Annotated in this window: 17 protein-coding genes and 2 tRNA genes; 13 read left to right on the top strand and 6 right to left on the bottom strand. The window is 28.2% G+C overall.

The genetic code is table 11. The annotated features are described in order from the left end of the window. Positions 1 to 195: 195 nt before the first annotated feature. Positions 196 to 1,680: a hypothetical protein gene (locus OY14_02735; GenBank protein AJA90354.1), complete on the top strand. Its 1,485-nt coding sequence runs from the start codon at positions 196 to 198 to the stop codon at positions 1,678 to 1,680. Positions 1,681 to 1,703: 23 nt separating this feature from the next. Here the strand turns inward: OY14_02735 and ligA are convergent, their stop codons facing one another. Continuing rightward, on the bottom strand, positions 1,704 to 3,686 hold the full coding sequence (gene ligA, locus OY14_02730) for an NAD-dependent DNA ligase LigA (protein ID AJA90353.1): 1,983 nt from the start codon (positions 3,684 to 3,686) through the stop codon (positions 1,704 to 1,706). A 250-nt stretch (positions 3,687 to 3,936) separates the two neighbouring features. On the opposite strand from ligA, the gene OY14_02725 reads away from it, so the two are divergent. Genes OY14_02725 through OY14_02700 form a run of 6 tightly spaced genes read left to right on the top strand, consistent with a single transcriptional unit; the run spans position 3,937 to position 9,191 of the window. Then, positions 3,937 to 4,317 carry a histidine kinase gene (locus OY14_02725; protein AJA90352.1) on the top strand — a complete coding sequence of 127 codons (381 nt, stop codon included), beginning with the start codon at positions 3,937 to 3,939 and terminating at the stop codon, positions 4,315 to 4,317. 8 nt (positions 4,318 to 4,325) lie between these two features. After that, complete coding sequence (locus OY14_02720) at positions 4,326 to 4,745, top strand: flagellar biosynthesis protein FliS (protein ID AJA90351.1); 420 nt, start codon at positions 4,326 to 4,328, stop codon at positions 4,743 to 4,745. After that, positions 4,735 to 5,136, top strand: coding sequence for a hypothetical protein (locus OY14_02715; protein ID AJA90350.1), 402 nt, complete (start codon positions 4,735 to 4,737; stop codon positions 5,134 to 5,136). The genes OY14_02720 and OY14_02715 overlap by 11 nt, the downstream gene beginning before the upstream one ends. Continuing rightward, the gene (locus OY14_02710) at positions 5,133 to 7,859 is read left to right on the top strand and encodes a DNA polymerase I (protein ID AJA90349.1); all 2,727 of its coding nucleotides are present in this window, start codon (positions 5,133 to 5,135) and stop codon (positions 7,857 to 7,859) included. The genes OY14_02715 and OY14_02710 overlap by 4 nt, the downstream gene beginning before the upstream one ends. Continuing rightward, complete coding sequence (locus OY14_02705) at positions 7,841 to 8,458, top strand: dephospho-CoA kinase (protein AJA90348.1); 618 nt, start codon at positions 7,841 to 7,843, stop codon at positions 8,456 to 8,458. The genes OY14_02710 and OY14_02705 overlap by 19 nt, the downstream gene beginning before the upstream one ends. After that, positions 8,442 to 9,191, top strand: a complete 750-nt coding sequence (locus OY14_02700) for a sporulation protein (protein ID AJA90347.1) — start codon at positions 8,442 to 8,444, stop codon at positions 9,189 to 9,191. The genes OY14_02705 and OY14_02700 overlap by 17 nt, the downstream gene beginning before the upstream one ends. On the opposite strand, the gene OY14_02695 is transcribed toward OY14_02700, so the two are convergent. The 5 genes from OY14_02695 to OY14_02675 all read right to left on the bottom strand — a co-directional run bounded on the left by OY14_02695 (position 9,174) and on the right by OY14_02675 (position 13,644). Next, complete coding sequence (locus OY14_02695; protein AJA90346.1) at positions 9,174 to 10,538, bottom strand: xylulose kinase; 1,365 nt, start codon at positions 10,536 to 10,538, stop codon at positions 9,174 to 9,176. The genes OY14_02700 and OY14_02695 overlap by 18 nt on opposite strands. A 3-nt stretch (positions 10,539 to 10,541) precedes the next feature. After that, positions 10,542 to 11,768, bottom strand: a complete 1,227-nt coding sequence (locus OY14_02690; protein ID AJA90345.1) for a phosphoribosylpyrophosphate synthetase — start codon at positions 11,766 to 11,768, stop codon at positions 10,542 to 10,544. 145 nt (positions 11,769 to 11,913) lie between these two features. Beyond that, positions 11,914 to 12,555 (bottom strand): hypothetical protein, encoded by a 642-nt coding sequence (locus OY14_02685; protein AJA90344.1) that lies wholly within the window; start codon positions 12,553 to 12,555, stop codon positions 11,914 to 11,916. A gap of 107 nt (positions 12,556 to 12,662) precedes the next feature. Then, the gene (locus OY14_02680; protein AJA90343.1) at positions 12,663 to 13,193 is read right to left on the bottom strand and encodes a hypothetical protein; all 531 of its coding nucleotides are present in this window, start codon (positions 13,191 to 13,193) and stop codon (positions 12,663 to 12,665) included. Positions 13,194 to 13,416: 223 nt separating this feature from the next. Beyond that, on the bottom strand, positions 13,417 to 13,644 hold the full coding sequence (locus tag OY14_02675) for a hypothetical protein (protein ID AJA90342.1): 228 nt from the start codon (positions 13,642 to 13,644) through the stop codon (positions 13,417 to 13,419). Between the two features lie 302 nt (positions 13,645 to 13,946). On the opposite strand from OY14_02675, the gene fusA reads away from it, so the two are divergent. From fusA to OY14_02645, 6 genes are all read left to right on the top strand, one after another. Further along, the gene (gene fusA, locus OY14_02670) at positions 13,947 to 16,031 is read left to right on the top strand and encodes an elongation factor G (GenBank protein AJA90341.1); all 2,085 of its coding nucleotides are present in this window, start codon (positions 13,947 to 13,949) and stop codon (positions 16,029 to 16,031) included. Between the two features lie 26 nt (positions 16,032 to 16,057). After that, positions 16,058 to 16,756: a hypothetical protein gene (locus OY14_02665; protein ID AJA90340.1), complete on the top strand. Its 699-nt coding sequence runs from the start codon at positions 16,058 to 16,060 to the stop codon at positions 16,754 to 16,756. A gap of 85 nt (positions 16,757 to 16,841) precedes the next feature. Further along, entirely contained in the window at positions 16,842 to 17,198 is a 357-nt protein-coding gene (locus OY14_02660; protein AJA90339.1) for a hypothetical protein, read from the top strand. Continuing rightward, complete coding sequence (locus tag OY14_02655) at positions 17,195 to 17,839, top strand: tetratricopeptide repeat domain protein (GenBank protein ID AJA90338.1); 645 nt, start codon at positions 17,195 to 17,197, stop codon at positions 17,837 to 17,839. Before OY14_02660 ends, OY14_02655 begins: the two co-directional genes overlap by 4 nt. Positions 17,840 to 17,881: 42 nt before the next feature. After that, a tRNA-Lys gene (locus OY14_02650) sits at positions 17,882 to 17,954 on the top strand. 108 nt (positions 17,955 to 18,062) lie between these two features. Then, a tRNA-Lys gene (locus OY14_02645) sits at positions 18,063 to 18,135 on the top strand. Positions 18,136 to 18,261: the final 126 nt, after the last annotated feature.

Below are 18,261 nucleotides of genomic sequence, written 5' to 3'. Positions count from 1 at the left end.
TCCTACTAACATATGCAACAATCTTAAAACGCCTTAACAAATAAAATAAGAAATTATTTAAAGCTAATTTAAAATTATCACCACTTGTCAATAAAAACAGATCTCCTCCTATGATTTTTTATTGCTTTTGATAAATGGACAAACTATGCTAACATTATAAATTATAGATGTTTTCTAAATAAAAACAAGGAAGTTATGAACAAAACAAAAAAGCAAGGCTTTAAGTATTTTATAATACTTTCATGTATATCATTATTTGGAGCCAATAACAATACAATAAGCTACTCAAGTATTGAAATTCCCTTAGAAGACTTAAGCGAAGAGTTTAAATATACTGAAATTAAAAATAATCAAATAAATAAATTAAAAAATTCAAGTAAAAACATAGTTTCTTATAAAGATCCCAAAAAAGGCAAGGATCTAAAATTGCCAGAAAATATAAGAAACAAAGGCCTTATTAAAAAAAGAATGGATGAAAATGATCTAAAATCTGTAATTGAAAATTATGAAAATAAAATTCAAAATATAGAAAAACTTTTAAAAAACAAAAACCAAAAATCTCTAACAAATGAAAATAAAAAAATAGAATCAATAGAAAGAAAAGCAAAAAAATATGAAATTTTAACTAATAAATTAAAAAACGAAATATTAGAAATTAAAAAACTCCTTAGCAAAAAAATCCGCCCCAAAGAAGTTGAAAATTACGAAAAAATCAATGAAGAAGAAGAAGAAGAAGAGATCTTTGAAGAAAATTATGACTATGAAGATAAGCTTGAAGAAATAAATGGGGATAGCTATCCCTCTAATGAAAAAATAATCAACAATCTAAAAGAAACCCTTCACAATAATGACCAATATTATGCTATTAATGAAAACAAATTCGATGAACTTGAGGAGAGAATCAATGATAATGAAAATACCATTTTAGACTTGCAAAAAGAATTAAGAAAGTTTAAAAAAAAAGATGCCTCAGATAAAAACTTAGAAGAAATAGAAGAAAACTTATCTTCAATAGGGAAAATAATAAATGCCCTAAAAGAAAAAATTAGCGCAAATGAAGCAATAAATAAAGAAAATCAAAAAAAATTAAGAACCGATAAACATAAGCTAAAAGAATTAGAAGATAAAATAAAGGATAATGAAGAGACTATTTTAAAACTTCAAAAAGAATTGAACAATTATAAAAAAAAAGAATTTCCTCAAAAGTCTTCAACCGAAGAAACCTTTATTCCAAGTGCCACAAAAACAAATGATGATTTAGAAGAAGATAACAAATTAGAAAAGGAATATTTAAAGCCTACAGAAAAAGATGAAAACCAAGATTTAGAAGAAAATGCTAAAAACACTCCAAAAACAACTATGATCAAAACAGCAGATTTTCAAATCTACCCTGATATATACCTTAATAATTATAAATTTAAAGAAAAGGGGGATCGGTTTGATTTCAAAAAAGAAAATACATTCTATATTGAAATAGGTCCAACTAATAATTTAAATGAAGCGCTAAAAAATCATGAAATAATCTCAAAATATAAATTTGAAAAATATTTTATTAACCCTGCTCTAAAAAATAAAGAAGAATTTTTTAGAAACTTAATAGAAGTCAAAAACATTCACGAATTAGGAATTATGTATAAAAACCTAAAACCTGAATTCAAGCAAATAAAAATAATTAAATAAAAATTAAACCCTTTAAATCTAGATTAATCTAAGTGCCTCTTAATGTCTTCAAAAGACATAATTTTTATGTCCAAATTTAAAGCCTTTTCAAGCTTTGATCCAGCTTTTTCTCCAACAACAAGAAAATCTAAACTTCTGGTCACAGAAGTGTTAAAAATTGCTCCTTTGCTTTTCAACTTGTCAATAACAATAGACCTAGAACAACCATTAAAAGTTCCAGTAATGCAAAACTTTTTACCAGCTAACAAGCTATCTTCATCATTAATTACAATATACTCTTCCATTTCAAATCCCAAATTTTCAAAAAATTTAAACTTATTAAGGATTACTGAATCGTTAAAAGCATCAATAATATTTAAAGCAATTCTCTCTCCTATGCCTTTAATTCTCAACAATGTTGAAAAAGCAAAATCCCTATCTTGACAAAGCTTAAAAAGCTTTGAAAATGAATTTAAATTATTAAGGAATAATAACCTTATTGTGTTTTCTCCCAATTCTTTAATTCCCATGCTAAGAAGTAACTTGCTAAATGGTTTTTTTTTGCTAGCTTCGATTGAATTTATTAAATTATTTACTTTTTTAGCTTTAAACCCTTTGAATTCAAGGAGTTTATAAAAATCAAATATATAAAGATCAATTTCTGAAAAAATAAATTTTTTCTCAAAAAGAAACGAAACGGTTTTATCAGAAAACCATTCAATATCCATACAATTTTTACTACAAAAATATTTTATCCTCTCAACCACTACTGAAGGACAATTGTTATTTGTACAAAAAAAATGCGCACCTTCTTTTACTAAAACCGTATTACAAGCTGGACAATTATCAGGAACCTTAAAAAATCCTGTTGAAAATTTATTTACCACCATTTCAACCGCAGGAATTACATCTCCTCTTCTTGAAACTTTAACAACATCGCCAACATTCAAACCAATAGACATTATATACTCCTGGTTGTGTAACGTTGCGTTAGTAATATAGGCCCCTGAAACAAAAACTTTATCAATATTAGCAACAGGAGTAACCTTACCACTGCGCCCAACCTGAACAACAATACTCTTTACCCTGCTAAAACCTGAGAGTGCCTCAAATTTATAAGCCATTGCCCATTTAGGATGATGGGAAGTATATCCTAAATTCTCTCTTAAAGCAAAATCACTAACCTTAAGAACAACGCCATCTATTTCATACTCAAAAGAATTCCTTTTTTTTGTTATATCTGCTATGTAATTTAAAACTTCTCCCATTGAATTTTTTTGATCAAAGAATTTAATCAAAGGATTGACCTTAAAGCCCAATTCTTTAAGTCTTGCGGTAGCCAAATTGTTAGTTTTAAACTCCAATCCAGCATTCAAAAAATCATAAACGAAAACATTTAAAGGGAAATTAGCGACCTCTCTGCTATCAACTCTTCTAAGTATTCCTGAAGCTAAATTTCTAGAATTAGCATAAGGCTTTTCCAAAAATTTATTTATTTTTAAAAAATTTTCTTTAGTAATGTAAACCTCGCCCCTTAATACTAAATCAACCTTTTCATCAAGAAATAAAGGTACATGCCTAATGGTTCTAATGTTTTTAGTAATGTCATTACCAAATTTTCCATTACCCCTAGTAAGAGCCTTCTCAAGAAGGCCATCTTTATAATAAAGAACAATAGAACACCCATCAATCTTAGGTTCAACAGAAATACTGAAAGAATTATTAAAATCAATCTTATCTATCCAAGACTTTAACAAGTCAAAATCATAAACCTTGTCAAGGCTTAATATAGGAACAGAATGTTCAACCTCTTTAAAGTCATTCAAAAGATCACTGCCAAGCTTAAGCGTAGGAGAATCTAAGGTCCTATATTCAGGATACTTATTCTCTAACTCTTGAAGTCTTAAAAAATGCTCATCATAAACAAAATCATCAACACTGGGCAAAGAATCAACGTAATACTCCTTATCCCACTTTCTAATCAGCTTCTTCAAATCTGAAATTTCTTGCTGTATTTTAATGCTCATAGGGTAAAATTTAACATAATCTTTATTATTTTATCAAATAATCTAAATCTTCAAATAAAAACTACCTTTTTGCTATGCAAAGCTTAAAAATCGCCAAAAACAAAATATTGTTTTTACCTAGACTCATTAAATCAAAATAATTTTTAAACAAAAATATAAATCAAAAAGGCAACATTATAAAAATGTGAATTATATTTTAATTGTCATTTAAAATATTTAATGTGCTAAAATGGATGAAGGAGTGCTGATTTTGGAAGAACACAAAAAGGCTTTAATAGCTGATGACTCGCTTTTTATGCGAAAAAACCTAATAAAAATCTTAAGACAATTAGGATTTAAAGAATTTGTAGAAGCCGAAGATGGAATTCAAGCTGTTAAAGAATTTGAAAAACAAAAAAATATTGATTTAATAACACTCGATGTAACAATGATGGGAATGGATGGAATTACAGCTCTTGAGAGAATCTACGAAACTAATAAAAAATTGCTTAAAAAAGCTAACATATTAATGGTTACAGCTATTGGGAAACAAGAACTCATACAAAAAGCTTTATCTCTTGGAGCTAAAGGATACATTACAAAACCTTTTAAAGAAGATCAAATAATAGAACAAATTAAACTTTTGGATTAGAGGAAATTTTGATAGCAAAAGAAAAAATATATAAACAAACACAAATAAACACATCAAATCCTATCTCAATATTGATAATGCTTTATGACAAAGCAATACAAGATTTAAAAATAGCCAAAGAACTTATCAAAGATGAAAATTGGCAAAATGAAATTAAAGCTAATGAAAAAATCTTTCATGCACAAGAAATTATTACTGAATTAATGTCAACCTTAAACTTTGAACAAGGTGGAAGCATTTCTACAAACTTACTCTCAATATACTCATTCCTAAATAAAGAGCTAGAAAGCGTTATTTTAAAAAAAGAAATGACTAAAATTGATAATGTTATAAAACAACTGCAAGTATTAAGCTTTACCTGGAAAGAGTTAAGAAAAAAAGAAAATAATGTTAAGCATAATAAATTAGGAATCAATATTGTCGGCTAATGCAATTTTAAAAAAATATTTTAGAAATTTATTGCTAGAATTAAAGGAATTAAAGTCAATATTAATAATTGAAAGTGATAAATTGCAAAAAGGAGAAATAAAAATATTAAATGTAACTAACCCCAAAAAAGATTTAATTCTAGAATCAATAAAAAGTTATTATAAAACAATAAATGCGTGGTTAAAATCTCAAAATCAAAAACTGGATAATTTCGACCACTTGATTAAAGATATCAACCTGCTAAAAGCAGAAATATATATTAAATATCAAATTTGTTATAAACTCTTAGAACAAATGTTAAATACAAAAAGTAAAATCCCAAAAATCAAAAAACTTCAAAACCTTATTCCAACAAACAATTCACCTGTAATGCTAGATATTAAAATATGAAAGAACTTTACTTAATTGATGCACTAAACATAATATTTAGAAATTACCATGTAATGAAAAATTATCCACTTTTAAACAAGCAAGGGGAAAATGTAAACGCATTTATCGGCTTTTTTAAAACATTATTTTTTATAATAAAAGAAAAAAATCCTGAATATTTAGTTATTACCTTTGACTCAGAAATACCAACATTTAGAAAACAAAAGTATCCAAGCTACAAAGCAACAAGAGATGAGCCCCCTAATGATTTAATACCTCAAATAGGGTGGATAAAAGAAGGTCTTTTAAAAGCAAAAATTCCAATCTTTGAAATTGAAGGCTACGAAGCTGACGATCTTTTGGCTAGTTTTGCAAAAAAAGCTGAAAAGAATAATTATTTAACTTATATTATTTCTCCTGACAAAGACTTGCTACAAACAATGTCGAAGCGCATAAAAATACTTAAAATTGAAAACAACAGCTTCGTTGAAATGAATAATGACTACGTAATAAAAAAATTTGGAATAAATGGCTTTCAAGTAAAAGATTATTTATCTATTGTTGGAGACAGATCTGATAATATACCTGGAATAAAAGGCATTGGGCCAAAAGGAGCAGCAAGTTTACTAGAAAAATTTAAAACCTTAAAAGGGATATATTCAAATTTAGAACTAATAAATAAAAAACATCAAGAAATTTTAATCAAAGAAAAAGAAAATGCTTTTTTAAGCTATGACCTTATAACTCTTGAAGAAAATTTAAAAATTCCAGAAATTGAACAATTCGCATTAAAAAATCTTAGTGAAGAGGTAATACCTTTATTTGAAAAACACTCCGCAATTGCTCTAATAAAAACTTATAAAAAAGATATCTTAAAGCAAGAAAAAGAAAATAAAGACCAAAAAAGCCTATTTGATCAAGAAATTACTACTAATAACTTAGACGACTTAAATACAATTGATACAGAAAATGTTAAATATCACTCAATAACAACAAAAATAGAGCTTGACAATTTAATAGAAAACCTTAAAAAAGCAAAATCTATATCAATAGATACAGAAACATCTTCGCTTGACATTTACACAGCAAAATTAATTGGAATTTCCATTTCATTTAAAGAATTTGAGGGCTATTATATTCCAATAGAAGCCAAAGGGAAAATTTACATAGAAAAACAATATATAATACAAAAATTTAACAATCTCTTTAAATCAAACCCAAAAATAATCGGTCAAAATTATAAATTTGATTATAAAATACTAAAAAATAATGGATTTAGTCCTATACCGCCTTACTTTGACACAATGATTGCAGCATACCTTATTGACACAAATTCAAAAATATCACTTGATTTTCTTGCAGAAAAATATTTAATGCATAAAAATATTAAATATGAAGATGTGGTACAAAAAAACGATAACTTTGCAAATATATCTCTAGAAATGGCAACAAGCTATTCATCTGAAGATGCTGATATCACATTTAGATTATTCAATATTTTTACCGAAAAATTAAAAGAAGACAAACTTGATAAGCTAATGCACGAAATAGAAATGCCTTTTAACAATGTAATTACAGAAATGGAAGAAAATGGCATTTACCTCGATAAAGAATATTTAAAAGAATATGGAAAAGAGCTTGGTAAAGAATTAGAACTAATTGAAACCGAAATAATAAAAAGCATAGGAATTGATTTTAATCTAAATTCCCCAAAACAAATGCATGAAATTTTATTTGAAAAATTAAATCTGAAATTACCAGAGAAAATGAAAAAAGATTCGACTGATATAAAAGTGCTTGAATCTCTCAAAGGACAACACGAATCAATTGAAAACCTAATAAAACACAGGCAAATTGCAAAATTGAAAAGTACTTATACAGATAATTTAATAGAACTAATAAACTATAAAACAAATAGATTACATACAAACTTCATACAAACAAAAACAGCAACTGGTAGAATCTCTAGCATAAATCCCAACTTACAAAACATACCAATAAAAGATGAAAAAGGGAGAAAAATAAGAAAAGCATTTAAACCGGAAAATGGAAATATTTTTATTTCGGCTGATTATTCTCAAATTGAACTTGCTATACTTGCTCATTTGTCACAAGACGAAGCACTTATTAAGGCATTTGAAAACAATAAAGACATTCATGCAGAAACTGCTTCTAAGCTTTTCAAAATAGAAGAAAAAGAGATTACTCCTAACTTTAGAAGAATAGCAAAATCTATTAATTTTGGAATAATTTATAGGATGTCAGATTTTAGGCTTGCAAAAGAATTGGGAATTACGAGAGAAGAAGCAAAAGGATTCATAAAATCTTACTTTGAATCTTACCCAAAGATCAAAGAATTTATACTAAACCAAATAAACTTTGTAAGAAATGCTGGATATAGCGAAACCATCTTAAAACGAAGAAGATATATAAAAGAAATCAATAGCAATAATTATCTAGAAAGAGCTGCCGCAGAAAGAATAGCAATAAACAGCATTATTCAGGGAAGCGCTGCTGATATCATGAAAATTGCAATGGTCAAAGTATTTAATGAATTCAAAAATAAAAAATTGGAATCAAAAATATTGCTGCAAGTACACGATGAAATGCTCATTGAATCTCCTATTAAAGAAGAAAATGAAGTGAAAAAAATATTAAAAATTATGATGGAAAATGCTTTTGCATTAAATCTTCCTTTAAGAGCAAACATTGAAACAGGTAAATCATGGGGAGAAATCCATTAATTATTGGAATAACAGGAAGGATTGCATCTGGCAAAGATACTGCTTCTAAAATAATTAGCAATAAATATGGATTTTACGAAATAAATGCAGATAAACTTGGACACTCAGTCTTACATGAAAAAAAAGAAGAGGTAATTAAAATATTTGGCCCAAAAATATTAAATGCTCAAAATGAAATAGACAGATTCTTGCTAAGAAATATTGTATTTAATGACAATAAAGAATTAAAAAAGCTTGAAACCATATCGCACCCAATCATACTTAAAAAAATAAAAAAAAAGTTAACTCAAAAACAATCTACAAAAATAATAATCAATGCTGCTTTACTTTTTAAAATAAATTTAGAAAAACTTTGTGACTATATCATTGTAATTAAAGCAAATGCTCCCATAATAAAAAATAGATTGTCATATTCTCTACCAAGCATTGAAGAAGATACAATAAATAAAATACTCAAAATCCAGAAAGATATTTTTTTTAAAAAAAATATTATAAACTTAAGAATAATCAATGTAATTAATAACAAGAATTATGCATGCCTAGAAAAAGAAATTGAAAAAAAAATGCAGGAGATAAATAACTATGAAAGATTTGAATGAAAACAATGACAATAACAAAGGATTTTTTGTAGCATTAACCTCAATTGCATCGGTTTGTATCATAATATTTCTTGGGATAATTATTTTCTTCCCAAACAAAAATTTAGCCTCAGATATTGCAGAAAAAAATATTGTTTTAGAAGAAACCAAAGATCAAGACACTTTAGAAGATGTTAACCAAAATGAAAACCCTTTAAAAGTATCTGAAACTCCAAATGAAATAATCATAGATCTAACACAAGATTTAAATAAAGATAAAAAATCAATAAACAAAAATAAAACACCTAATGCTTCTCAAAAACCAAAAATTATTAAAAAATCTCAACCTACCACTCAAAAAGCTCAAACTGCTTCTCAAAAATCAAAAATTATTGAAAAATCTCAACCTACCGCTCAAAAAGCTCAAACTGCTTCTCAAAAATCAAAAATTATTGAAAAATCTCAACCTACCGCTCAAAAAGATTTGAATACTGATAACATGTATGATCCCAATAAGGAGTATTACATACAATTTGTATCACTCTCAAACCCAATCAATGCAGATAGCTACATTCAAAAATTACTCAAATATAACATAATTGCAAAAATATATTCTGCAACAGTAGATAATAAAGACATTTACAGAGTAAGATCTGGACCTTATAAAACCAAATTGGAAGCAAAAGTAGACCTAAAAAAAATAGAAGGGATAAGCGAATTTAAAGAAACTTATATATTACCTGTTAACAAATAGACTATAATTATTAACATACTTTTGATATTTTTCCAAATATTGTTCATGAATTTCAACAATAGGCGAAACAACGCGCTTAATCTTTACCAACTTTAAAAAAGAATCATTTAAGCTGCCAAATTCTCCTAAAGAATAGAATGCCTGAATCGATCCTCCAATAATCTCTGAATGCTTAAAATCAAAAATCTTTAAATCTTTACCAAGAATATTTGCTTTTACTTGATTTAAAGGCAAATTATCAGAATTAGATCCACTAACAAAAATATTCAAAATTTCTTTTTTACAGGATTTTAACTCTAACAATCTGTTGTAAAAAGCAAAACATACAAATTCAAGTATTGCCAAACCAATCTCTAATGGATTTTTAATACTCCCAAAAATCCCTCTACTTAAATCTTTAAAAAGATAAGGGTCTAAGATAAACAGATCGTTAAAAAGTTTAATTTTACTTGGATAAAAATATACATTATTTAAAACAGAACTTTTCACAATCTCTTTTAAAAGTGTCCCAAAAGACAAACTTTTTTTATAAAAACTGTCTTTTAATAGCTGAATCAAATATCCAAAAGGAGCAATTCTACCAACAATAAAAAACCCTTCTAAAAAATAAGGATATTCCAAAGAAAATCCGGGTAAATACGTGTTTGAAACAAAATTGAAACCCTCACTAGTGCCCATTCTATTTGACACAATTCCCTCTTGAAAAGCACCACTTCCCACCAAAACACTCAAATAATCTGGTCCCGCATTAATTACTCTGATTCCGTTATTTAGTCCAAACTCAACTCCTGCTTTATAAGTAACAACGCCAATATTTTCTCCCATTTTTATAAAGGGAGGGAATTTGTTCTTATCAAGCCCATATTTTTCTATTTCCACATCATCCCAAATAAAAGGAATATATTCTATGCTCGGAAAACTTGTAAAAAGCTTTCCTGTAAGTAAATAAATAAAATATTCAAAACAAGAAACAAAATAACTTATTTTTGTATATGTTCCTCTTTTAACTGTACTAAGAACATAGGGTAAAAATACAGATTTTCCCTTAAAATCGGGTTTGATTTCAAGGGAATTCCAATGTAACACTTCCAAAGGCATTAAATTTGAATTTAAAGCAATCAAACATGGTGAAATACCACTAACAGAAATGCAATCTATTTTGTTAGACTGAAAATTGGATATAGCTTTTTTAAAAGCAAAAAGCCATATATTGAAATCAAAATTTTCAAAATCGACATCAAAATAATCTGAATAACTAATATCAATATAGCTTAAAACTCCATTTTCAGAACTAACTAATGCCGCCTTTAAAACACTAGTACCAATATCAATGCTAAGAGCATTCATAAATCAACCCTTGGTAATCAATTGTTGAATATCATCCCTTCTGTCAAGAATCTTTTGTAAACCAACTTTATTATAAATTGCAAATATTGCATCTGCAAAAAGATGCGCAACATTAGCTTCATGATACCAAGGTTTATTTATTAATTCATCATTATGACAAACAGCATTTGTTCCAATTATTTTATAAAAATACCCTTCCTCATAAGCTTTGTCAAAATATTTAACAGCATCTCCATTAAAAAACGGCAAACTGATCCCACATATAATCTTTTTAGCTCCCATACTTTTAAGCAACTTCATTGCCTTAATCAGAGTACCCCCAGTAGCTAACATATCATCACTCATAAAAACATTTTTGCCTTCAACATCTCCTAAAAGTTTAGTTACAGAAATATTTGAATCAGAAACATTATTTGAAACTCTTGAATAATCCCTCTCCTTATAAAGCAAAGCAAGAGGGCTTTTAAGGCTTGATGCAAAAAATTTATTCCTACTTACAGCCCCCGTATCAGGAGAAACGATAACTAAATTAGAATCTTTAATATCAATCAAATCCTTAAGAGCTTCAAATATTTCATAAGAAACATTCAAATTTTCAAAATAAACTCTCCTAAATACATTCTCAATAGCTTTTGAATGAATATCTAAGGTTAAAATGTGCCTAATTCCCAACTCTTCTAAAAATCTTCCAATAAGACTTGCTGTTAAACACTCTCTTGAATGTTTTTTATCTTGCCTTGAATAAGGATAAGACGGAATAATTACACTAACAGAATTGGCTTTAGCCTGTATACAAGCATCTATTGTTGTCATTAAATTCATTATGTGGTCGTTAACTGTCATAATTATTTTTTCGCTACTATTTATCTCAACTTCATAAGTATTGGCAACATCCTGAACAATAAAAATATCCTTATTCCTAATTGTTTTTAAAATTTCAGTTTTAAATTCACCATTTGCAAATTTAACAAATTTTACAGGAATTTCTAAAGGTTCTTTGCTTTTAAGAGCAGACAAGCTAAGACCTTCTAAAAAAGGAGATAAAATTTTTTCAATCTTAAAATTAAAAATTTCTTCCTTTAAAGCTTTAGAATCTCGATAAATACTGTCTACAATATCATTTTCAACATTTATAAATATTCTTTCAAGCTCTTCTATTATTTTACTGGCGAAAACTCTACCCCCGGGACAAGCAATAATTCCTATTGATTTTTTTTTTAGTAAATTCACCTAGATCCTCATTTTTTAAGAATACCTTAAGCAGTCTTAACTTGCTAATTAATATAACCTATACACACAAAAAATAAACCAAAGATGTTTAAAGTAAAGCCATTAAAATATTCCAGCTTTAATGCTAAAAAGAAAATTTATTAAACTACACAATTCCAAATTCAAATCCTAGCACAAACTTGAAATCAGAAAATTTAACGTTTTGTATATTCCAAGCATAGTAACCTTCAAGAATTAAAAAAGAGAATGAAAGTCTAGCACCAATGTCCCAACCCATTGTTCCTAATTCTGCCAAAACAGAATCTACAGTAGAAGTAGCTATATTTACCTTAGGACCTGTGAAAAATGCTAAAGCTAGCACAAAAAAATCTAATTTTGTATATAATCTTGGTGTTATTGCCATGATAAATGAGAAATTTTCATTGGCAGTTCCATCTGAACGCTTTATTACTTTGAAAAGATTCATGTCAAACAAAAGCTCAAATCCAACAGAAACAAAATCATCAAATTTAGCACCAAATTGAGCATAAGTCCCATATTTTACTCCAGCTTTAGCAATATTAGCCAAATCAGAAAACTTTTGAACTATCTCTTCTTTTTCTATTGGAGGCAAATTTTGCTTAAGTTTTGCATTAATATCTAAAGCCTCATTGTAAAAACTTGAAATAGTACTAACAGGAAAAGCAACCCCACCACCAAAATTAAATTCAAAATTAGTATCTGCAAAGCCATTACCCACAAAAATTCCAAAAAAAACTAACAAAATCAAAATTTTAAGCCTCATCATGTGCACACTCTCCTATAAAAATTTATAAAATAAACAAGGTTTATATTTTTTATACCTTAGTATATAATAATTACCACAAAGTAAAAAGTAAACAGAGAATTAAAAATTCAATTTCCAATAATAGAAGCAATTATTTCTTCCACTCCATTTGGGATAGGATAATTTAGCTCTTTATATCTTAAAATATATTTTTTTGCATTTTTTTTATCGTTCTTCAAATAATAGATGTAAAAAATATTAAATAAGGCCTCTTTATTTGCAGGAGCAAATTCCAGAGTTTTTAAATAATAAATCAAAGCATTATCTAAATCATTTTTTTTAAAAAGCAAATATCCTTTCAAATTAATCAGCAAAATATTATCTAGATCTTCTTTTATAATCAGATTAAGTTTTGATTCAGCTTCTACATATTTTTTCAAATTAATGTAAGCTAAAATAAAATTGTAACTTGAATCAGCACCAGCATTAATGTTAAATTCAATAGATTTTTCATAAAGCAAAACAGAAGTCTCATCATTACCAAGCTCTTCATTTAATTTAGCAAGCTTATAATATTCGCTTGATATATTTTGATATTCTCTAAAAATAGAACTACAAGACAGAATAAAAATAACGACAATAAACAATAAATTATACATAAAAAGTTTACTCAAATCCTTAAAACTATTAAATTATCAAAATAAAGCTAAATTAAATAATAAAATTCCAAAAAAAATAAAATTCCAATGCATATTAATTTTTGAAAATCAAACAACCATATTAACAACAATAAATTATAATTTATTGTTCTCTAAAAGATAAACACAAAAATAAACCCTCCTGTTTAAAAACAAAAGGGTTTTTTTCTATCTACAATATAAATTAAAGCTTTTCTTGGTCATACTTGTTAAATATATTTTCTGTTAAATATTTACCAACCGATCTTTTATCCTCAACAAGTTTAGATATTACACTAAAATGTCTTGGTTCAATCTTAAAATATTTATAAGCTCTTCCATCCTTAAAAAATACAGAAAGCTCAGACACAGAAGAATCATAACCCACCTGTGATATTTTACTCAATTCATTAGATATTGTTAAAGTTTCCAACTCAAATTCCTCCAAATAATTATTTTAGGAGTATAATAATAAAGTAAGAGTTAATTCACTAAATAAAAAATTTTAATCAATAAAATCAAAATCTACTAAATGATATATTCCCTAAAATAAGGATATACATTAATACAACTTTAATCAAGCAAACTGCAAATATTATGTTAAATAGTTTAAACTTCAAAATATTTAATAACACAAAATGGTATGAGATAGAATAGATTTTTAAAAAAAAATTTTGTAAAATTACTAAGATAGTTAGTCTTCTATTCATATAACATTAGGAGGGACAATGTCTAATGGACTACAATAAATTACGAAACATAGGTATTAGCGCTCACATTGACTCAGGGAAAACCACCCTTACAGAACGTATTCTTTTCTATTGCAATAAAATTCATGCAATTCACGAAGTGAAAGGCAAAGATGGGGTTGGTGCAACAATGGACTCAATGGAACTTGAGAGAGAAAGGGGAATTACAATAGCATCAGCTGCAACTCACGTTGAATGGAAAGATTCTCCAATAAATATTATTGATACACCGGGTCACGTTGATTTTACAATTGAAGTTGAAAGATCTCTTAGGGTCCTTGACGGAGCAATATTAGTTCTTGATTCTGTTGCAGGAGTTCAATCCCAATCAATAACTGTTGATAGACAACTTAAAAGATACAGCGTACCTCGCCTTGCATTTGTAAACAAATGTGATAAAACAGGAGCAAATCCCTACAACGTAAAAGACCAACTTAAGTCAAAACTTGACTTAAACTCCGTTTTGATGCAAATCCCAATTGGATTAGAAGACAAACATATTGGAGTTGTAGACCTTGTATTAATGAAAGCATATTATTTTGAGGGAAAAGATGGGACAGAAATAATAGAAAAAGAAATACCCTCAGACCTTTTAGAAGAAGCAAAAAATAAGCGAGAAATAATGCTTGACACTCTTGCCGACTTTAATGATGAACTTATGGAATTGCACATGGAAGGAAAAGATGTGCCCATTGAAATCATATATAATGCAATTAGAACAGGAACATTGGCTTTAAAACTATGCCCTGTATTTATGGGATCTGCTTATAAAAACAAAGGAGTACAATTACTCTTAGATGCTGTAAATAGATTTTTACCATCTCCTCATGATATAAAAAACACTGCTCTTGACCTCAACGATAATGAAAAAGAAATTGAACTTAAAATTGACAACAACCTCCCAACTGTTGCGCTTGCATTTAAACTTGAAGACGGACAATACGGTCAATTAACATATGTCAGAATTTATCAAGGAATTTTGAAAAAAGGACAAGAACTTATCAACTCAAGAACTTCTAAAAAATTCAAAGTGGGAAGACTTATTAGAATGCACGCTAATAATACAGAAGATATTGAATTCGGAGGAAGTGGCGACATTGTTGCTTTATTTGGAATAGAATGTGCATCAGGAGATACATTTTGTGATCCATCAATCAATTATTCAATGACATCAATGTTTATTCCAGATCCAGTAATTTCTCTTTCTGTAAAACCGAAAGATAAAAAATCTGCTGATAATATGGCTAAAGCTCTTGGAAGATTTACAAAAGAAGATCCAACATTTAAAACTTATATTGACGCTGAATCGAATGAAACAATAATTCAAGGCATGGGAGAATTACATTTAGAAGTTTACATTGAAAGAATGAAAAGAGAATTTAAAGCAGAAGTTGAAACAGGAATGCCTCAAGTAGCCTATAGAGAAACAATTACTGGAAAAGCTGAATTTAACTATACTCACAAAAAGCAATCTGGAGGAGCTGGTCAGTTTGGACGAGTTGCCGGGTTTATGGAACCTCTTGACAAAGAAGGAGAAACATATGAATTTGTCAATCTGATAAAAGGAGGAGTAATCCCAACAGAATACATCCCTTCATGTGACAAAGGATTCCAAAAGGCTATGGAAAAAGGAAAATTAATTGGTTTTCCAATCGTTGGTATAAAAATTACAATCAACGATGGACAATATCACATTGTTGACTCGTCTGACATTGCATTTCAATTAGCAGCAATTGGTGCTTTTAGAGAGGCTTACGAAAAAGCAAAACCTACAATACTTGAGCCAATAATGAAAGTCACCCTTGAAGGTCCTACTGAATTCCAAGGAAATATGTTTGGGCTTTTAAACCAAAGAAGGGGAATAATAACAGGTTCTCTAGAAGATGGAAGTTTTTCAAAAGTTGAGGCTGAGGTGCCTTTAAGCGAAATGTTTGGATTTTCAACAGTCCTTAGATCTTCTACCCAAGGAAAAGCAGAATTTTCAATGGAATTCTTAAAATATGGAAAAGTTCCAAGCGCTATATTTGATGAACTGCGCAAAAAATTTAACGAGCAAAACAAATCTCAATAATAATTAAATAATAAGGAGGCTTATTTATGATTGATTTAGCACAAGAAAAACAAGAAATATTAATAAAAAACAAGTTTTTAGCCAAAGTTTTTGGACTTATGTCAATTGGACTTTTAATTTCAGCAATATTTGCATATGCAACTTCAGAAAATCAAACAATCAAAGCAATAATATTCTCAAATCCAATGTCATTTATGGCTATAATACTTATGCAATTTGGGCTTGTATATGCAATAAGCGGTGCTATTAACAAAATATCAAGCAGTACTGCAACAGCTCTTTTTTTGCTCTACTCAGCACTAACAGGAGTAACATTGTCTTCCATATTTATGATTTACACACAAGGATCAATAGTATTCACATTTGGAATTACTGCTGGAACATTTCTTGGTATGTCTGTTTATGGATACACTACAACAACAGATCTAACAAAAATGGGAAGCTACTTAATAATGGGTCTGTGGGGAGTTATTATCGCATCTCTTGTTAATATGTTTCTCAGAAGCTCGGGCCTTAATTTCCTTATATCTATTTTAGGCGTAATCATATTTACAGGATTAACAGCTTATGACGTTCAAAACATTGCCAAAATGGATAAAATGCTACAAGACGAAACTGAAGTAAAAAATAGAATGGCAGTTGTAGCATCGCTTAAGCTTTATTTAGATTTTATAAATTTATTCTTATACCTTCTAAGATTCTTAGGCCAAAGAAGAAACGACTAAAACAATAATAAAAAAATATTTTTATAAAAAATTCAATCAAAAATGAATGCTTTTAAGTTAAAAGCATTCATTTTTAGAGGTTTAAATGAGTATAGATAGCTTAGAATTCGAAGAAAGCAGCACTCAAAATGTAATAAAAAAAAATTTTGAATTTGAAGGGTACATTGAAAGCAACAAGCCAATAATAATAGAAGGTAAGCTAAAAGGCTTAATAAATTCATCAAGCTCAATATATCTAAGAGAAAAAGCTAATATTGAAGCTGAAATAAAATGCAAGCATTTATTAAATCATGGCAAAATAAGAGGAAACATCGAGGCTTTAAAAACAGTTAAAATTTACAAAACTGGTAAATTAATTGGAAATATTAAAACCAAAGAACTTTTTATTGATTCTGGAGCAATATTCAAAGGGAATTGCGAAATGGAGGATTTTGAAGAATGAAAAATTTTTTTCTATTACAAATAACTTTAATTCTACTATCCAATTCAAGCTTATTATTCGGGCAATCACAGATTAAAGAAAAAGAAGATTCTCTTCTTCTCTATAAAGAAGGAAAATTTAAAGAAGCTATTTTAAATACATTAGAAGAAATTCGATTAAATCCCAACAACCTGGATGCTAGGGCAATATTAATATGGAGCTTAATAGCTATAGGAGAATACAAAAGGGCCGAAAAAGAGGCTATTATAGGCCTTAGTATTAAAAAATATGACATAAGAATTATTCAAGCACTAGGAGAAGCTTATTTTTTCCAAAAAAATTATGAGAATGCATTAAAATACTTTCAAGAATATATTAGCCTTGATTCTAAAGGAGCAAGAATAATAAAAGTTTATAATTTAATTGCAGATTCTTTCTATGAGTTAAAAAGATATAATGAAGCAGATTTTGCATATGAATACACATTAAGATTTGCTCCTAATAACCAAAATCTATTAATAAAATTAGCAAAATCAAGAATAAATGCAAAAAATAAAATACTAGCAGAAGAGGCGCTAATCAAACTTCTTACAATCTCTCCTAATAACCTAGAAGCAAAAAATTTGCTGGAAGAATTAAAAAAAAGCAACAATAAACCTTGACATTCAATTTATAAAAACTTATTCTTAAAATAATAGTAAACTGGGCTGCTAGCTCAAGTGGTAGAGCATCGGACTCTTAATCCGCTGGTTACAGGTTCAAGTCCTGTGCAGCTCAAATTATTAAATAATTTTTTGATATAAATTGCCAGTTTTATGTTAATTTAACTTGACATTATTGAGAATAAAATATATCATTATTTTCGATGGTCACAAAATAATTTGCGGGCTCATAGCTCAGGTGGTAGAGCAGCGCCCTTTTAAGGCGTTTGTCGTAGGTTCGAGTCCTACTGAGCTCATTTTTGTCCTCTTCGTCTATCGGTCAGGACTCCAGGTTTTCATCCTGGCAAGAGGGGTTCGATTCCCCTAGAGGATGTCTTAATAAACCCTAGATTTCATTTGTTTATTCTTTAAATCTCAAGGAA

Origin of the sequence: Borreliella chilensis, from assembly GCA_000808095.1 — a bacterium.
In the GTDB taxonomy this organism is placed as follows: domain Bacteria; phylum Spirochaetota; class Spirochaetia; order Borreliales; family Borreliaceae; genus Borreliella; species Borreliella chilensis.
The sequence above is the reverse complement of the archived record's forward strand: the minus strand, read 5'-3'. Positions and strand labels throughout refer to the sequence as shown.

Coding starts and splice junctions, on each gene's coding strand:
- fusA (AJA90341.1), top strand. CDS start 13,947: ATGGACTACAATAAATTACGAAACATAGGTATTAGCGCTCACATTGAC.
- OY14_02735 (AJA90354.1), top strand. CDS start 196: ATGAACAAAACAAAAAAGCAAGGCTTTAAGTATTTTATAATACTTTCA.
- OY14_02705 (AJA90348.1), top strand. CDS start 7,841: ATGGGGAGAAATCCATTAATTATTGGAATAACAGGAAGGATTGCATCT.
- OY14_02655 (AJA90338.1), top strand. CDS start 17,195: ATGAAAAATTTTTTTCTATTACAAATAACTTTAATTCTACTATCCAAT.
- OY14_02680 (AJA90343.1), bottom strand. CDS start 13,193: ATGTATAATTTATTGTTTATTGTCGTTATTTTTATTCTGTCTTGTAGT.
- OY14_02685 (AJA90344.1), bottom strand. CDS start 12,555: ATGATGAGGCTTAAAATTTTGATTTTGTTAGTTTTTTTTGGAATTTTT.
- OY14_02665 (AJA90340.1), top strand. CDS start 16,058: ATGATTGATTTAGCACAAGAAAAACAAGAAATATTAATAAAAAACAAG.
- OY14_02695 (AJA90346.1), bottom strand. CDS start 10,538: ATGAATGCTCTTAGCATTGATATTGGTACTAGTGTTTTAAAGGCGGCA.
- ligA (AJA90353.1), bottom strand. CDS start 3,686: ATGAGCATTAAAATACAGCAAGAAATTTCAGATTTGAAGAAGCTGATT.
- OY14_02710 (AJA90349.1), top strand. CDS start 5,133: ATGAAAGAACTTTACTTAATTGATGCACTAAACATAATATTTAGAAAT.
- OY14_02700 (AJA90347.1), top strand. CDS start 8,442: ATGAAAGATTTGAATGAAAACAATGACAATAACAAAGGATTTTTTGTA.
- OY14_02660 (AJA90339.1), top strand. CDS start 16,842: ATGAGTATAGATAGCTTAGAATTCGAAGAAAGCAGCACTCAAAATGTA.